This window comes from Winogradskyella sp. SM1960 (genome assembly GCF_020179375.1).
GTDB classification, from domain to species: Bacteria; Bacteroidota; Bacteroidia; order Flavobacteriales; family Flavobacteriaceae; genus Winogradskyella; species Winogradskyella marina.
In genome coordinates, this window is record NZ_JAICBG010000011.1 from 1 (window position 1) to 17,819 (window position 17,819).

Here is a 17,819-nt window from a genome sequence, read left to right on the forward strand (position 1 = left end):
TCGGCACAATTATTATGATTATTATTAAAATTCCGTAAATCATACGTGGTTTCTTAAATTACTGGCAACGTGTTTGTATATGGTTTGTTGCGTGGTTTAAGCAACTAATTTAGTAAATAATTACCAACCAAGAAAGTCCGCGAGGACTTTCGTAAGTAGGCGAGAAGCCAGCAATAAATTATATACGGTGTTGCCCACAGTTATTTTTTCAGTTCAATTATTTCTTTTAGAGATTGATATTCTGGATATTCCAAAATATCAATTTCATGCATACTTCCTAATAATATTGAATCTCTACATTTTTTCATTCTTGAAAGCATTGGTTGTAAAATACTATTATAACGATTTACAAATTCAGTTAAATCAGATTTGTTTACTGGTAATTTATATCCTCCACTATTTGAACTAACAATAATTACATTATTATCTCTTAAATTCCCAATAATGTTTTTTCTAAAAAGTCTTATAGAATATTCCAATCCAATTTCATTTTTAAGTTTGTCCATTAATTCGTGTGTTTGTATAAAATAATGAGGACTAACTTTTTGAATAAGCATTAAATACTTTAGTAGATAGATTTGAGCAGTTATATCAGTTTCAACTTTTTTTTCATTCTTAGCAATATAATCTTTCACTAAATTAAGAGAAAGGTCAGCTATTTTTGGGTCAAAATTTTCGGTTTCTTTATCAGTTCTTAGGTAATTACCAACGTTATTTGGCCAAAATCTTACATTAAGTTTATCTTTTAATAGTTTAAGATAATCAGATGAATGTTCTTGAAAATGTTTTGTATCAAAGCATTTAGCTAAACTTCCAACAATAAAATCACTTAATTGTACTAAATTATTTTCTTTACTATCACTAAATTCAAATAATTTAGTTTCATTGAACAAGTCATATTGAGTAACTTCATTTTCAATATATTTCTGAAAGCTTTTTTGATATTCAGCAGTTCCAATTTGGTCAGCTATAAACGTAATTTTACTATTTATCCTATTTAAATCAGTTACTAATAGTTTATTAAAATATTTGTAAAAAGATTGTTTTATACTCAAACCCTCTGAATCAATTTCTTTTTTATCAACTACTATGACATAAATTGTAAAGTCTATTTCATTTAAATCATTAAGAATCGTTAACCTTCTTGCGTGATGAGCTCTTTTAACTTTTGAAGATTTTATTTCACTATTTTGAAAATGAGTTTTTCGAACTTGGTCAATTATTTTTTGTCCAGAAACAAGATTTTCTTCTTTAATTAAAGTTGCACAAATTAAGAAATGAGATGAAACTCCATCTTTATGAACTTGTATTGAATTAGTTCCAAACTCATCAATATGTGCTAAAATCTTTGTCAAATAGTTCGTTTTTTTAATTGTGGGCAACGTGTTTGTGTATGAAAAGTTGCGTTTTTGTGAGCGAGGATTTTCCGAAGGAAAATCAGACGTAACAAAAATGCAACGACCTTTGTTTAAGCACTAATTTAGCAATTTTTTATACACGTTGTTAGCCACTGGTTTTATTATTCAATATAATCATTCACGTCATCTTCTGGAATCCATTCTTTCATTTCTGGTAAAACTCTATTTTGCATAAACTCAAAAAAATCTGCGTGTTCAGATTCGATGATATTCCAACCTTTAATATTTGTCCCGAACGAGGGATGAAAAACAATTACATTTTCGGTTACTTTTCCTTCCACAATTTCAAATCCAACAAATGTGTCCATATCTTGTCTGCGTCCAAAAGTCAGAATTTCCCGATTTTGTTCACACTCAATTTTAAATCGTTCATTGATTGATGAATTTGGATTAATTTCTGTATCAAAATTCCAAGGAATGAATTGAGTCAAATTCAGTTTTGCAAACCAATTATATGAGTTGGGTATTTCGTAGTTCATTCTTAGGTTTTATTCCGTTTTCTTATTATTCCGCTTATTATATTAATCGGAAATATAATTTGTCCAAATATCACAATAGCAGAAATCAAATAAATTACCATTGTCAAGTTTTCATTAAAATCATATTCCATAATTGACTTTCTGAAAAATTCGTTTAAAATCAGAATCAGAAAAATTCCGCCAAAAGTCAGCGTAACGTGAACCAAATTCAGACGTTTAGAGAGGTTTCCATTCACTTTTTTTACAATCCAATAAATCAGTCCGATTATTCCGAAAAGAATTGAAATCAGCGTTGCGAAATGATAATTACTAATCACGTAATATGTATCGTGAATATTTATATCAATTCCTCCGTTTGCATTTAATCCGAGTATAAAAGTGATTACAGCAAATACAAGAAAAATAATGTGTGGTCTTTTAGTCAATAGGTTCATTCAACTTGTGGCTAACGGTTTTGTGTATGATTAGTTGCGTGTTTTAAGCACTAAAGTTAGTAAATAAATCACAGATAGAAAGTCCGCGAGGACTTTCGTAAATTAGCTAAAACCAGCAATTAATTATACACGGTGTTGTATGTAGTTTATTTTATTTTTCTAATTTCCTTATAACTTTACAAGGATTTCCAGCTGCAAACATATCTGAAGGGACATCTTTAGTCACGACACTTCCTGCTCCTATAATTGTTCTATCTCCAATTGTAATTCCTGGACAAATTATAACTCCACCACCAATCCAAACATCTTCTCCAATACTAATAGCTTTTGCAAATTCAAGACCAGAAGAACGTTCTTTATAATTTATTGGATGTGTTGCTGTATATATTTGAACATTAGGTCCAATTAAGGTTCTTGAACCTATAAAAACTTTCATTACATCGAGAACAACACAATTAAAATTAAAATAAACATCTTCTCCAATCTCAATATTAGTTCCGTAATCACAATAAAAAGGTGTTTGTATAAATAAATTTTTCCCTTTATAAGGTATTAATTTTTCTAAAAGACGGTTCTTTTTTTCTTCTTGGTTTTCTGCGAGGTCATTAATTTTTTTTAATAATAATCTTGTATTTAATCTTTCTTCAGTTAATTTTTTATCCGAAGCATCATATAATTCTCCTGAAAGCATTTTCTGTTTCTCAGTTTTCATAAATCAATTTATTCAATAATTTCAATTTAGTTTGTTTAGTACGAAAATTACATACAACGGTTTTGTATATGGTTTGTTGCGTGGTTTAAGCAACTAATTTAGCAAATAAAAACCGAATAGAAAATCCGCGAGGATTTTCGTAAGTAGGCTAGAACTAGCAATAAATTATATACGGTGTTGTAACCAGTTATTTATTCCGATTTCTTTTATCCAATCTCTTAATTTTTCAAGATTTTTCATTCCTATTTCTACTTCTTTTATTTGTTCGTTAAAATCTTCTGTTCGGTCAATTTTTTGTGATGAAATTCGAACAGAAAAACTTTTACTGTGCTTAATAAATTTAAAATCGCTCGGTAAATTTTCTTTAATTTTAAATTCAATATTTTCTGTTGGATTTTGAAATGTAGCATCCGAATTTCCTTGTGCTAATTTGTGATAAAAGATAATACCTTTTAATTCGCTATCATAAAGCATTGGCCAATCGCTATTATGTGGAACAATACTTGGTTTTTTCATTGTCAAAGTTGGAATTTTGTCATTTTTAAAATTCCAATAGTTATGCCAAAACTTTTGGACAGGTTCAGAATTCACAGGTTGATATCCTCTGCGTAATTTTTCAACTGCAATTTGCATTAATTGACTCTTAAAAATTCCTCTTTTTGTATTTTGTTTCTCAAATAATCTCGAAATAGTTTCGTAGGAAATGTAATTCTCAAAGTCATTTTGATTTTCACAATATAGATTTGGTGCGACTAAAATGCAATAAGCATTATCACAATGTTTTTTTTCAACATATTCTTTTGCTCTTTTTTCGTAACGAATATATTGCTCGTCTTGAAAAGTAGCGTCAAGTTTATTCTCAATCAGCACGAATATTTTTTCGTTATTAGAATTATAAGAAAATAGTAAATCAGTTTCTCCCAATCCAAAATCGGTTATACTTCTCCAAGTTCCATTTGAGGAAGAGAATTCAGGTAAATTCAGTTCCTTAACAAACCAATTACAAAATGAATTTTCAGTCGATAATTCCTCCAACAAAATTAAATCAACATCTCTTTCTTGGACTGATTCGATAGGTAAAATGGTATGTTCTGAAGTTTCTTGCATAATTGGTTACAACGGTCTTGTGTATGGTTAGTTGCGTGTTAAGCAACTAATTTAGTAAACAAACACGAGCCAGAGAAAATTCCGAAGGAATTTTCCAAGTAGGTACTTGCCCAAGCAATTAATTATACACGTTGTTGGCAACTGGCTTTATTTTTAATTTATCCAATATATTCTTTTCGTTCTCCGAAAATATTTTATCTATTGTTTCCCAATCTTTGTTTTCAGTCAATTTTTTTAATTCTTTCCAAGTCACTTGATTTAAACTGTCCGAACCAAACTCAATTTCGTTTTCCAAAATATTAATTGCTTTATTAGTTTTATGTTGCTTTAATTCCGAGAATAGAATTAAATATTGAGAATTTCTAATGTCATTTCCTCCACATTTTGTGTGATAAGGAAAAATATAGGGTTGACTTGTTATTTTTTTAGTTGAGTTATATTTCTCAAAATATGGAAGTACATTTTTTATAATTCTTTCCGATAAATAATCTGCTAAAATCAAATACTCTTTTGAAATTCTAAAATGATTTCTGATTGTTTTGTCAATTTCCTCAAGTGGTTTTGAACCAACTAAATAATATTCGTTCGTCAGACCTTGCCAGCAATATGGAACTAATCCAATTCGGATTTCAATATCGTCTTTCGCTCCAGACCAACTTCCACGATTATCAACGTCAATGATTTCTAACAAGTCATTTGTTAGTCGATAATGTATTCTGCCTTTCTTTTTAAATCCGTATTCTTTAAGGTTTGCACCAATTATTTTATTCAGCTCGTTGTAAGCTGGTTTCCATTCCTCTTTTGGCAAGCTCTTAAAAACCCTGATTTGCTCAAATTCCGATTTTTCAGATTCAGAATTTAACCTCTGTTCTTTGTTTTTTCCGAAAAGTTTGAAGTTTTTCCAGGTCATTTTTCAGCTTGTTGCCAACGTGTTTGTGTATGATTAGTTGCGTGGTTAAGCTACTAAGATAGCAAACTATTACGGACCAGAGAAAATTCCGCAGGAATTTTCGCAAGTAAGCTCTAAAAAGCAATTAATTATACACGGTGTTGTGCAACGTTTTTTATAGTCAAATACATATTAATTAAAAACAAAAGTATTGAGCATACAACTAAACTCAAATATATATTAATATCAATATTTCCGAAACTGTCAATTATTGCACATATTGAAATGCTGACTAAATGTAATTTTGAAATCAGAATATTACGATACTGCTTTTTTATGTCAAGTATTAAATAGGCTAAAAGAAATATAATCAGAGATATTTCAAATATTCCGTCAATTCCAGAGTTTCTAATTTGCATTTGCCAACCAGAAATATCATTCAAATTGATAATATCCGCAAACATTCTACCAACTAATCTAAAAACTAAATAAGTCATTAGAGTCGTAAAAGACATTGACCATTGAATTGTTTGATTCAGTTTTTTATTCATTCCAAATTTTAAGGTTCTGTTATTATCGGCTCAATTCCTCCTATTAGATTCAAACACTTTCCTATTCCAACAATCATATATTCATCATAATCAACTAAATGTGCTTTACCAGTAAAATATCCGTCACGTTCTTTTTCTTGGTCGTGCCAACCTCCTTTTTTGACTTTCCATAACCAACCATCACTTCTTGTTTCGTTATCCCAAAACTCCATTAAATTCCCTTCGTCCAAAATTCTAAATCCTTCTACATTTTTAAAAGTCAGATAAATTGGATTTTGCAAATCGGGAAATTCTAGTTTAATTTTTAATATCCACAAGTCAAAACTTAAATCTACTAATTCAGGAATTCCAACGTACTTTTTAGAAGAACTTAATTGTTCGGTAATTGGATGTTCAAATTTCAATTTATTGTTCATTTGTGAGTTTTTTTTCAAATGTTGCACAACGTTTATGTATAAGAATAGTTGCGGGTTTGTATGCGAGGATTTTCCGCAGGAAAATCAGACGTTACAAACACGCAACGACCTTTGATTAAGCACTAAACCGCAATTATTTTTATACGGTGTTGTGGGTAGTACTTTATTTTTTCGGTTCGTCTTTATCTTTAGTTTCATACTTTTCAATTAGCTTAAGTCTGTCTTCTTTCGGTAATTCCTTTAAGGCTCTTCTGTTACTAATTGATGTTAATCTAATTTCTTCAGCTTCTTCCTCAAGCTCTTCATATTCTTCTGGTGCAGCAAGTAATTTTATGTCATTACCTTTAACTATATGCTCTGAAAGAATATCTGCGACATCTTTTACTTTAGCTTTTATAGCTGTTCCATCAATTCCGTTGTCTTCTTTTTTTGCAATTTTATGTTGTTCTAATATTTTTGCCTCTATTGCTTTATGAATATTTTCAAGCATTTCATCTTCTCTTTTCTTCTCTTGAGCAATGAGAACTTTATTTCCAAAATAAGTTGCGATAATTTCTTTAGCTTTCGTTTTGTAAAGTAAATATCCTCCAAAAACTTTAAACCCTAATTTTATTAACTCAACTAAATCAAGTGCAATATCTAAATCGATATTTACTAATACATCAATAGAACCATTTTGAACCTCTACAATTTCTATATCTTTTGGTGCTTCACTTTTTAAAAGTTGATGATAAATCAATAAAGTTCTATTCCATTTATTCAATACTCTTGAAAACTCTTTTAAACTTTTCGTAGTTTTTAAGTCTTTAAATATTAATGAAATTACAGCATATTCTTCTGAGTTGATTTCTTGTTGTTCAAAGTCCGCATAATTTTTAAAAATAGTTCTAAGTCGATTAAGTTCAGTATGATTTTCCTCAATTTGAGACTGAAGTGTGTTTAATAAACTGTTTAATTTGCTGAAATATTGAGTAGTTGCCAATTCGTTATCATCGAGGATTTCATTTAGCTTTTCCAAATGGTCAGTCTCAGTAAATGGTCTTTTTGATTCCGTTGGAAGAACAGATTCCAGAGATTCTGGTAAATCAGATTCATAAATCATATTTAGATACGCTTGTATTTTTTTAGCAATATCTTGAAAAAGTTGAAGGTTCTGTCTGTTTTGTTGTGGTGCAATACTTTCCTTAAATCCTGTAACATCCCTTTTAAATCCACTTTCAACTACAAGTTTTTCAAAAAGGTTAATTTTTTCTAATAATGATTGTATGTTCATAAATTTTCTTTTTTCGTATTACCCACAACGGTTTTGTGTATGATTTCGTTGCGTGTTTAAGCACTAAAGTTAGCAAATAAATCACAGATAGAAAGTCCGCGAGGACTTTCGTAAGTAGGCTAGAACTAGCAATGAATTATACACGGTGTTAGCTGTAGTTTTTATTATTCGATAGTATTTAAAAAACTCAATTCCTCTGGGTATTTTTTCAAATACTTGACTGTTTTTTTACCTTTTTTAAATTTTCTATTACTTACGTAAACGGATTTCAAATCAGCCCATTCGTTTTTAATGATTTCTATTTCTCGAGTTCTGTTTTCGTCAGTCATATTAGTATTTAAAATCAGTTCAATACTATGTCTCATTTTTTCATAATTAAAACCTATTCGCTTATGATTTTCTGCTTTTTCACTAGGCTTTAAAAATGTTTGAAGACCAGTTAAAATTGCCACAATTAAAAGTACGAATGGTAATAAATAATCTTGAACCCAAGGAATCTCAAGTTTTGGGAATCGATAAGAAAATGCGACAATTGTTGAGATAATAAAGGCAGTAATACCAATCCATTTCTCAAATGTTGACCAAAATATTGATTGATAACAATGTGCATATTCTAACTGATGAATTTTTCTCATCCAATCCAATAACATTCTTCTTAGGTTCTCATCCATATTATATTTGAGTTTTTATTTTATTCAATAATTCTGTTGGGTCAATAATCATTTTTCGATTAATCTCCGATTCTGTAATGTGCTTGGGTCCAATTACAACAGATTTGTCTAATCCGTTTTTCCCAGTAAAGGAAAAAAATGTAGCAGAAGTTAAAGGTGAATTTGTATGACCCGATTTATGTAATTTACCAGCTTCTATTTTATAGTTTCCATTCTTGAAATGCACTTCTTCTGAGGTTTGGTAAAGTTCTATATCAATTTTTTGATTCACAGCTTTTGATGTGTGTTGATTTACTTCATTTAATGAATCGTTATAAACTACTTTAAAAAACGAGTGATTAGAATTCTCTGAATTAATATTATAGTCAAACCTATTATTAATTACTTTCCCTGTTATTACCCAACTTTCTGCAAAAAATGTATGTGTATGAATTGAAAAATTCTCACATTTTTCCAAATCCATATATTGATTTAAGGAATCGTCCCAAATATGTAATCTGATGAAATCAAAATTTTCTAAAGATTCGTCAAATTTATATAACGGAATTGATAAAAAACCTTGTGAACCGATTGATGAAATAGTATATTTTATCGGAATAATTATAATTGATTCTGTAATTAATTCCCAAACGTACTTTACGTCTAATTTTTTGTTGTTATCTCTACAATAAATTATTTCTCTAACCCCAACTAATCGATAGAGCATAGATTTTACATAAATATCCGTCTGTTTTTTGATAATGCTTTTAAGCTTATCAATTGAGACTATTTTGGAATCTGAGAAGATTAGTTTACAAATATCACTTTCTGACTTTATAACACTTTTGAATTCCTCACCATAACATTTGAGTAATGGTTCATAATAGTTCCTAAATTCAGATTCTTTAATATTTGTAGTTTGATTCATTAATCTACTGGTTTTGAGTTTCGTGGTAAATTACAGCTAACGTGTTTGTGTATGGTTAGTTGCGTGGTTTAGTAGCTAATTTAGCAAACTTTTACGAACCTGTGAATATTCCGCAGGAATATTCGCAAGTAGGGAAGAACTAAGCAATTAATTATACACGGTGTTGGCAATAGTTATTTTACTTTTTTAAACTCAATCCACTCTTTCATTTCAGTCATAAAGCTTTCAGCAAGTTCTAAGTCAGAATTATTAATTGCGTCTATATTTTCAATATCAAATTCAGTCCATTTATTCCAGAATTCTGTTACAATTCTAAATAATTTCGGTTCTTTTTTTTCTAATAAATTAAGATGCTCATCATAAGTATTATCGATATGGTCAGCGTAAATTGATATTAAATATCCAATAAATCTATTAATAGAGTCTGGTTTATATTTACTTAAAAATTTTAAATGTAATTTTTTAATATCCTCAATTGAACACTTTTCTTCAAGTCCATTCATTATGAATTTTTCTGGACTATAACCCATTTCTAAATATTTTGGATACATTTTGTAGTGGTCAAAACAGTTTTCTATGTAGTCACAAAGAAACTTATTGAATATCTTACTTAATTTCCAATCAGACTGAAATGACAAATAAATATGGCTTCCAATTATATAATTGTATTTGTTTAACCAAATATGTAGTAATTCGTGAGCAATTGATTCGTTGTCTACAATATTCGGATTAAAACAAATTATTGAATTTCTATTTTGAGTAAAAACCTCACAATGATTGATATTTTTTTCTTGAAAATCGATTCTAAACTCTTTTCTTAATTCAGATAATAGTTCAGAAGTGGTTTTGTCTAATGTTTGTTCGATGTTCATTTTTTTATAAATTTATCATTGAGTTTTTTTAGTTTATTTGTTTCAGACGTTTGAGTGGTTAATTATTGCCAACGTGTTTGTGTATGATTTCGTTGCGTGGTTTAAGCACTAAAGTTAGCAAATAAATCACAGATAGAAAGTCCGCGAGGACTTTCGTAAGCAGGCGAGAACTAGCAATGAATTATACACGGTGTTGTAAGTAGTTTTTTTAATATTTCAATCTATAATTATTATCTAACATTACTAGAGATTCTTCATAGCTCCACCTTTTATCTTTCGTTATATTAAATTGAAAATCAGCTTCTTTATTTTTCAATGAACTTACTACACTCTTAATGACATTTATGCAATTTAATGGTTCAGTAATAATTTGTTTTTCGCTAAATCTAATTACACACCAATTTTCATTCAGGAAGTTTTCATTTCTTTCATCATCTGATGATTCTTTATAATGAATGGCTTTTTTTTCTTGAAAAGAATATGGCTCATCGATCTCGATGTCAATATGCAAATTAGTTGAATCACAAATAAAAACGAAATCGGGTTGATATTTGTATGGATGTATAAAAGTGTCAACTTTAACTTGTGAACCAAATTCATTAATTAAATGATTCAAAAACATAAGTTCAGTTTTTCCTCTTTTTAAATTTTGTTTATTATTATCAATTTTTGTAAAAGGAATTAATGTTGAGTAGTATATTTCTAATTCCGTTTGTTTTCTATTTAACTCTATTTTTCTTTCAAATAATTTTACTTTTTCAAAATATTCATTTGCATACGTAGCATTTTTATTGAGTACTTCATTCAATTTCTCTTTATAATCTTCGAGTTTTGAATTATATATATTTTCTGGAATTTTGGTTTTCTTATTTATGCTTTTAGTTTTATAATTAATTGATATTCGATAAAATATGAAACCAGCACCTAAAATAAAATTAAGTGACCAAAAAGGAATTGCATAGTTTAATGAAATAAAAAATAAAATGACGAATATTAGGCCAATTATAATTAAACCATTTAGAACACAGCCACCTCCATCAAATTCTGTTTTTTCTTCAGTTGTATGAACATATAAGTCAGGGACTTTTGGTATATCCAATTGTTTTAACTTCGGACTTTCAATGTTTAGAAAATTTGATATATCTGAATTAGAAATAATTTGGTTTGAGGATGCTAATATATTTTTTGGAATTAATATTATGGGAAAAAAATCGGTGTTTTGCAGTGTTAAATCCTTTAAGATACTAGTATCTTGCAATGTTGAATCCTTTGCAATAGAAGTATCTTGAATTGGATTAAAAGTTAAAGTATTAGAATAAAGTTTTGTGCTTTTATGGCCATTAATTAGACTTTCTATTTCGAATTCAATTAATGAGTTTTTATCAATAATTTTCCCTTTGTAGATTACACTTCCTTGTGAAGATTTTAAAACAAAAGAGATTTCATCTTGTTCTATGAAATACGTTCCTTTACCAAAAGTTGAATTATTATTATTTCTATTCAACCAAGCAATTTCTTTTTCAGATTTTAGGACAGTTGAGCTTGCTCCTATAACCAAATTATCGTCGTAAAATTTTAAAACGTGAGTGCTGTCTTTCTGATTATGAAATAGCGTTAAGTTCATTCGGATAGGTTTGGTTTTAAATTACTTACAACGTGTTTGTGTATGATTTCGTTGCGTGTTTCAGCACTAAATTTAGCAAATAAATCACAGATAGAAAGTCCGCGAGGACTTTCGTAAGTAGGCTATAACTAGCAATGAATTATACACGGTGTTGGCAATAGTATTTTATTCAACGAGATTTCCTTTTTTATCCCATTGTTTATATTCTTTGGTTTCAAAATTTTTTATCGATTGGATACTTCCGTTTAAATGATATCTTTTATGTATTCCAATTTCAATTCCATTTAGAAACTCTAATTCGTATTCCAAATTTTTGTTTCCAAATCTGCTTATGCATTTTCCATTAGGCAACCCATCAATGAAACTTTGTTGAAATGCTATTTCTCCATCTGTAAATTTTGAGGTAATTGTTCCAGTAAATAATGAGTCGTTTTTAAAAAGGATAAAGTCAGAATTTGAATTACCATTAAATGATAATTTTCCATACTCATTATAGTATTTAACCTTTGCTGAACCATCTTCTTTTCCAATGATACTACTCTTAATCTGTCCGTTTAAATAGTAGTCAATATATAATTTGTCAGACCTTTTTAATCGAGGGATATCATTGTCATAAAATTCAGTAAAACTACCATCGGTAAAATCATCTATTTTTGTCCTGTTTCCATTCTCATCGTAGTTCGTACTTTGCTTTATAGAATTTCCACTATCGTAAAAACGTTTCCATTTAATTTGTCCATTTTCATACCAATCAATGCACTCTCCGTGAACTTGAGAATCTTTTACAGGAATGATTGATTTCTTTTTACCGTTTCTATAAAATGAAAGGCGAATATCTTCTTTATCTGACTTAATGAATCTCAATTTTTCAATTGATTGATTTTCGTAAAAAGTGGTATCAATTTTCACAAAATCACCTTGATTAATTTCTAAACTTCCTATTTCACTTTCAATGATTGACTTTTCCTGACAGGCGTTTAGAAAAAGTGAAGAGATTAAAATTATGAGTATTTCGTAGGTTCTGTTCATATTATTGCCAACGTGTTTGTGTATGATTAGTTGCGTGGTTTAGCAACTAATTTAATAAACTTTTACGAACCTGAGAATATTCCGAAGGAATATTCCAGGTGAGCACTTACAAAGCAATTAATTATACACGGTGTTGTGCGTTCGTTTTTTATTCGTTCGTTAATTTTAAAAGTCCAACTGTGATTCCGTTTTTCATAATCGGGTCAGAGTAGACAATTTTCATTTCTTTATTAGTACTTACTATTCTTATTCTGTCTAAAATGTGTTTTTCAATCGGAAAAGGTGAATGGCTCCTGTTTTCATTTACAAACGTTGCTACCGTTTTATTATCAGAAACTAATTTTATTTCACGGTTCATAATTTCATTATTGAAGTCATAAAAGAAATGTAAATTTAGATTTTCGTACTTGTCAGACTTCTTAATTTCAGCGGTAAATCTGTTTGAGTCAAGGATATTGCTTGCAAATATTAATTCAGAATCTTTGTAGAGTTGCCAATTCGTTATTGTGTCGGCAACTATTCTTGTGTTCTCATTTTTAGCAATTTTCGTTTTGGTTTCTAATTCTGTATTAGCTATGTTTATTTTTATTCCGTTTATTATTGTGCCGTTTTTCAATTCCGACACAGTTTGTAATTCCGAAGTTGGATTCCATTCTCTTAAAATTAACTCGTTTTTATTATTCCAGCCAATTATTTTAAATCCTTGTGGAATTAATCCTTTTCCAAGGTCATTTTCCTTTTTGCTATTTTCTATTACTGAGCAAAAAATTCTTGAATATCCTAATCCTCCTTTGTCAAATTGATATTCGTAATATTTATATTTTTTATTCGGTGAAATCGAGTCCACAAGAATTATCAAATTCGGTTCGTTTAAAGAATGCTCAGAGTTAAAAACTTCCACAAGTTCATTCAAATCCGAGTTGATTTTAATTCCAATTCCGATTATTCCAATCAAGACAACTCCAGTAATTATTAAAAGCAATTTTTTCATTAAAACTCAACTATTTTCGTTTTCAGCACGATTTTTCTTAAATGACGCACAACGTGTTTGTATATGGTTTGTTGCGTGATTTAAGCAACTAATTTAGTAAATAATTACGGACCAAGAAAGTCCGCGAGGACTTTCGTAAGTAGGTGAGAAGCCAGCAATAAATTATATACGGTGTTGTAAAACGTTTTTTTAATATTCAGACTCTTTTTTTATTTTTCCATCGTCAGAATATTTTTTCCATTTTCCGATTTTCTTGTTATTAAGCATTTGTCCCTCTGAAAGTAAATACCATTTACATAATTTATATGAGTATTTATATTTCTTTTCATAAGTTAGTATTTTGTAATATTTATTTAAATGTAAAAATTCCTCTATAGTTTTTGCTTTAGTGTCAATTTTCAATGTTTTAGATTCTCGTAAAATATCTCCGTTTCCATCGTACAATTTACAGCTCAGAATGTTTCCATATAAATCATATTCAGATTCGGTCATTATTTGTCCGCTTTTATAGTATTCTATTCTTTTTCCGGTCGAGTAGGTATATTCATAATCTCCATATTCATAGATTATATTAGTTCCTTTTTCTTTTTGATTTCCGTTTTTGAATTTGATGTCAACGACCTTTGTTCCTAACGGTTTTATTTTAGAAGCAATTTTGTCAAACTCCAAAGTGTGTTGTGCAATCGAAAAATTACAAATCAGAAATGAGAATATGATTGTTAAAATGTATTTCATTCAAATGTTTTACAACGTGTTTGTGTATGGTTAGTTGCATGGTTAAGCAACTAAATTAGTAAACTTTTACTAACCTGTGAAAATTCCGCAGGAATTTTCGCAAGTAGGCAAGAACCTAGCAATTAATTATACACGGTGTTACCTAACGTTTTCTCTTTCTTTTATCAGTTTAGATAATATTTTTCCAGCTTTATAGTCGTTATTATATTTATCCATTAACTCTGCTTTATCTTTATGCTTATCAAGCACCCATTTCATTAAATCATTTAGTTTTTGATTAAACTCAATTTCTTTTTGTTTGTAATTGAAATCAGGGTTATCAATTGTATCCAAAGTTATTTTTTGGATTTGATTTTTTTTAAATTCGTAAGTGTATTTATAAGTTACATTATCTATTTTTAGATGTTTAGTCAAATCATCACTTTCCGCAATCGTTAACTCTACTTTGTTAGAGTCAATTTGCGTGATATTTATTAAATCATTTTGAGAATTGAGACCATATGAAAATCCAGCAGTTTCTATCAAAGATTTTTTATTCTCAAATCCTTTGTCATTTCCGTAATATACTTCAACATTATCAGCAAGCAGTTTTTGTAAATCAGATTTGTCAAATTCCTTTTGAGCATTAAAATAATCAGTTGCTAATTCAAGTTCAGAATTATTTATTTTATTACTACAATTTAAGAATAAGCACGCTATTAGTATTTGCAAGTATAATTTCATCTAATGTTAGGTAACGTGTTTGTGTATGGTTAGTTGCGTGGTTTGGTAGCTAATTTAGCAAACTTTTACGGATCAGAGAAAATTCCGCAGGAATTTTCGTAAGTAAGCCTAAAAAAGCAATTAATTATACACGGTGTTGGCAGTAGTGTTTTTATCTTCAGCTAGTTTATTTATTTTCGGTTGTATTATCCAAATTCCTATAAAATAAAACCATAATAAAAAGAATTCTCCTGCGAACTCTCCAAATCCAACTTCTCGTTTTAATTCAGCAGTTTTTATTGTTTTAGCAACATAATACATTGAATAAAATATGCAAAACATTGAGAATATATGCAAAGGTAAAATAATAGCAACAATCCAGTTTCCAAGTTCAAATCCAGCTGTTTTAATACCGCTAAATAAACCAGTCATATAAATCATTAATACCAAAATATAAACAAGAGGAAAAAAGAAAAAGAGTTTAAATTTTTTAGTTTTCATTTTTATTTCTGTCGGTATTTTTTCTTTTAATCCGATTGCAATTGACCAAAACCAACCAAAGAAAAGTCCTGTGAATAAAATCATTATTAATGGGAATAGTCCGAAAAAGCCCATCATACTTTCAGTGTTAGGATTTGAGTTTGATTCAAAGTCTGAAAACATTGAAAATATCATATAAAATTGAAAGGCTAGTGGTATTCCAAGTAATAACAGAAACAATTGCCAATGTTTTGCTTTTAAAAATAATTTTATCATTTAGTCTATTTTTCGCGTTTTTTTGGACATTACTGCCAACGGTCTCGTATATGATTTGTAGCGTGTTTTCAGCGAGTAAGTTAGCAAATAATTATCGAAATAGAAAAACCGAGAGGTTTTTCGTAAGTAGGCTAGAAGCAGCTATAAATTATATACATTGTTGGCAAATCGTTTTTTATTGTCCAGCGTTATATTATCACATTATGTTTCCTAATGTTTTGTTTGTCAAGCTTTATACTTTATTTAAATATCAAAAAAAAATCTCCGAATTAAATTCCGTATTATCCGTAAAGAGAATCAATTTTTATTTGGCCGAAATCTGGGGAAATCACAGTCGATTCGTTTAAACAACTTAGTTTGGATTGATAAAATTGCGAACAGTTCGGCCGAACGATTTGACATTCCGCTTATCAGCCGAAAGTTGAGGATTGCGATAATATTGATGCAATGATCAGAAGTTGGGCGAGCCAATTATCGCGCGTAATGATCCGTGAGCGTATAAAAATCGACCGTAATACTTTTTAAGATTTGGTTTAAAATTCTAGTGAAATTACTTAGTCACAGAACTTATTGAAGGCCTTGAAATTGTTGACACGCACAAAATGTTTGCCAACGTTGATGTATATGGAAAGTTGCGTGTTTGTGTGCGAGGATTTTCCGAAGGAAAATCAGACGTAACAAACGTGCAACGACCTTTTGGTTTAGCTAAAAATAGCAATTTTTTATATACGGTGTTACCTACAGTATTTTTAATTCAAATTCGTGTATATTAAATCCAAGAATAATTTCCGATACATTATTTTTTGAAATTTATCTTCTGGAATTTTATTCAGCGCGTCAATTAAATATTCGCTGTCAGTTTTTAAATCTCCGTAAGCCTCAAATTTGTTATAAGCTAATCCAAATTCAAATTGCCAACTTGATTTGTCTAAAATTTTTAGTTGTTCAAATAGATAACCATAGCAAGATAAATGGGAATTAATCGGAAATAACAAATATGGGTCAAATCCTAAATCCGATTAGAGTTTCTCAAAAAATTCAGGTTTTATTTCTTTCCGACTCGCTTTTTTTAATAATTCCGTATATCCACTTTTGCTTATTTCAGTCAGATATTTTTCTTGAATTAGATAATTTTCTAATAAACTATGAATATTTTGTTTGTAAATCAGTTTTCCCTTAATAGGTCCAACTTCCGTTACAAGTTGATAATATTTGATATCAGAGCATAATTCAAACTTTTCATCCGCAATTAGGTCAGTCGTATTTTTAGTTGAACCACAAGCTGTGATTAAAGTCAGAATTATTATTTGAAGCAGTTTTTTCAATATTGTAGGTAACGGTTTCGGCTATGAGTAGTTGCGTGGTTTAGCGCTTAACTATGCAAGCACACACCAAGTTGGAAATTCCGCAGGAATTTCCAAAGTAGGCGAGAACAAGCAATTACTTATAGCCATTGTTGTGTGTAGTTTTTATTTTTTCTTCTATTTGTTTATTCATTTCTATTGCGGATAACTCAACTTCTTTTTCAAGTTGTTCCAAATTCGTTCCGATTTTCTCGACAGATGGTCCTAATTCGTGTGTTAAGGCTACTTTCCAAACACAATTTGATATTTCGTCAATTTCCTTTTTCCACTTTTCAAGATTACTCTTCATATGTACTTTGATTTAACCATCTATTGAAACTCCAACTTGTTTGTTATTTTCAAAATGAATATTAAAAAAATAGTAAGGGTCATTTTTTTGTTGAAAAGCCATTTCAAATCCATCGTCCCTCACAGAAATTCCTTTCAGGTCAAAATGTTTTTCGATTGATTCAAATTCCATTTCAGCATTTGCATACTGTTCTTTCAAAGCCAATTCCGATTCAGATTTGATTTCCGTTTCGTTATTCAGAGCATTGAGTAAAATCCGTTTTTGATTTTCCGCAATTCCATCTTTATTTCCTGCGATTAGTATTTCAATGTCAGAGTTCAAATATCTTTTATTTATCTGCCAACCAACATCATTTCCTCTTGTGCTAAAACTCTCGATTTCTCCAAAATCAGGGTCAGTCGTTTTTAGTTTTTTACTTCCAAATAGATTTCCAAATATTCCCATTCAGTTTGTTTTTATTTCGGTTGCTTAAATTACACACAACGTGTTTGTGTATGATTAGTTGCGTGGTTAAGCAACTAAGTTAGCAAACTTTTACGAACCTGTGAATATTCCGCAGGAATATTCGCAAGTAAGCCTAAAAAAGCAATTAATTATACA

The 17,819-nt window shown here is 29.4% G+C and carries 21 protein-coding genes; all 21 read right to left on the minus strand.

The features are described from left to right. Positions 1-200 precede the first annotated feature (200 nt). Positions 201-1,355 (minus strand): DUF3800 domain-containing protein, encoded by a 1,155-nt coding sequence (locus K1X16_RS17095; RefSeq protein WP_225037298.1) that lies wholly within the window; start codon positions 1,353-1,355, stop codon positions 201-203. Between the two features lie 164 nt (positions 1,356-1,519). Further along, a complete protein-coding gene (locus K1X16_RS17100) occupies positions 1,520-1,897 on the minus strand; it encodes a hypothetical protein (protein ID WP_225037299.1) in 378 nt (125 codons plus the stop codon). 2 nt (positions 1,898-1,899) lie between these two features. After that, positions 1,900-2,331, minus strand: coding sequence for a cbb3-type cytochrome c oxidase subunit I (locus K1X16_RS18110; protein ID WP_225037300.1), 432 nt, complete (start codon positions 2,329-2,331; stop codon positions 1,900-1,902). A 151-nt stretch (positions 2,332-2,482) separates the two neighbouring features. Beyond that, a complete protein-coding gene (locus K1X16_RS17110) occupies positions 2,483-3,043 on the minus strand; it encodes a sugar O-acetyltransferase (RefSeq protein ID WP_225037301.1) in 561 nt (186 codons plus the stop codon). Positions 3,044-3,208: 165 nt separating this feature from the next. Continuing rightward, the gene (locus K1X16_RS17115; protein WP_225037302.1) at positions 3,209-4,150 is read right to left on the minus strand and encodes a PD-(D/E)XK nuclease family protein; all 942 of its coding nucleotides are present in this window, start codon (positions 4,148-4,150) and stop codon (positions 3,209-3,211) included. Between the two features lie 118 nt (positions 4,151-4,268). After that, the gene (locus K1X16_RS17120) at positions 4,269-5,060 is read right to left on the minus strand and encodes a DUF4304 domain-containing protein (RefSeq protein WP_225037303.1); all 792 of its coding nucleotides are present in this window, start codon (positions 5,058-5,060) and stop codon (positions 4,269-4,271) included. A gap of 128 nt (positions 5,061-5,188) precedes the next feature. After that, positions 5,189-5,590, minus strand: a complete 402-nt coding sequence (locus tag K1X16_RS17125; RefSeq protein ID WP_225037304.1) for a hypothetical protein — start codon at positions 5,588-5,590, stop codon at positions 5,189-5,191. Positions 5,591-5,598: 8 nt separating this feature from the next. Continuing rightward, a complete protein-coding gene (locus tag K1X16_RS17130) occupies positions 5,599-6,006 on the minus strand; it encodes a hypothetical protein (protein WP_225037305.1) in 408 nt (135 codons plus the stop codon). A 163-nt stretch (positions 6,007-6,169) separates the two neighbouring features. Continuing rightward, positions 6,170-7,279, minus strand: coding sequence for a hypothetical protein (locus K1X16_RS17135; protein WP_225037306.1), 1,110 nt, complete (start codon positions 7,277-7,279; stop codon positions 6,170-6,172). A 164-nt stretch (positions 7,280-7,443) separates the two neighbouring features. Further along, a complete protein-coding gene (locus K1X16_RS17140; RefSeq protein ID WP_225037307.1) occupies positions 7,444-7,950 on the minus strand; it encodes an SLATT domain-containing protein in 507 nt (168 codons plus the stop codon). Position 7,951: 1 nt separating this feature from the next. Further along, entirely contained in the window at positions 7,952-8,857 is a 906-nt protein-coding gene (locus K1X16_RS17145) for a hypothetical protein (protein ID WP_225037308.1), read from the minus strand. Between the two features lie 173 nt (positions 8,858-9,030). Continuing rightward, a complete protein-coding gene (locus K1X16_RS17150; protein ID WP_225037309.1) occupies positions 9,031-9,729 on the minus strand; it encodes a hypothetical protein in 699 nt (232 codons plus the stop codon). Between the two features lie 208 nt (positions 9,730-9,937). Beyond that, positions 9,938-11,353 carry an endonuclease domain-containing protein gene (locus K1X16_RS17155; RefSeq protein ID WP_225037310.1) on the minus strand — a complete coding sequence of 472 codons (1,416 nt, stop codon included), beginning with the start codon at positions 11,351-11,353 and terminating at the stop codon, positions 9,938-9,940. Between the two features lie 165 nt (positions 11,354-11,518). After that, complete coding sequence (locus K1X16_RS17160; RefSeq protein ID WP_225037311.1) at positions 11,519-12,382, minus strand: toxin-antitoxin system YwqK family antitoxin; 864 nt, start codon at positions 12,380-12,382, stop codon at positions 11,519-11,521. Between the two features lie 148 nt (positions 12,383-12,530). Next, positions 12,531-13,373, minus strand: coding sequence for a hypothetical protein (locus tag K1X16_RS17165; protein WP_225037312.1), 843 nt, complete (start codon positions 13,371-13,373; stop codon positions 12,531-12,533). A 189-nt stretch (positions 13,374-13,562) separates the two neighbouring features. Then, positions 13,563-14,108: a hypothetical protein gene (locus tag K1X16_RS17170; RefSeq protein WP_225037313.1), complete on the minus strand. Its 546-nt coding sequence runs from the start codon at positions 14,106-14,108 to the stop codon at positions 13,563-13,565. 138 nt (positions 14,109-14,246) lie between these two features. Next, positions 14,247-14,831 (minus strand): hypothetical protein, encoded by a 585-nt coding sequence (locus K1X16_RS17175; protein WP_225037314.1) that lies wholly within the window; start codon positions 14,829-14,831, stop codon positions 14,247-14,249. Between the two features lie 120 nt (positions 14,832-14,951). Beyond that, positions 14,952-15,566 carry a hypothetical protein gene (locus tag K1X16_RS17180; RefSeq protein ID WP_225037315.1) on the minus strand — a complete coding sequence of 205 codons (615 nt, stop codon included), beginning with the start codon at positions 15,564-15,566 and terminating at the stop codon, positions 14,952-14,954. A gap of 1,019 nt (positions 15,567-16,585) precedes the next feature. Next, a complete protein-coding gene (locus tag K1X16_RS17185) occupies positions 16,586-16,891 on the minus strand; it encodes a hypothetical protein (RefSeq protein ID WP_225037316.1) in 306 nt (101 codons plus the stop codon). Between the two features lie 115 nt (positions 16,892-17,006). Continuing rightward, positions 17,007-17,219, minus strand: a complete 213-nt coding sequence (locus K1X16_RS17190) for a hypothetical protein (RefSeq protein WP_225037317.1) — start codon at positions 17,217-17,219, stop codon at positions 17,007-17,009. A 12-nt stretch (positions 17,220-17,231) separates the two neighbouring features. Next, positions 17,232-17,663 (minus strand): hypothetical protein, encoded by a 432-nt coding sequence (locus tag K1X16_RS17195; RefSeq protein ID WP_225037318.1) that lies wholly within the window; start codon positions 17,661-17,663, stop codon positions 17,232-17,234. Positions 17,664-17,819: the final 156 nt, after the last annotated feature.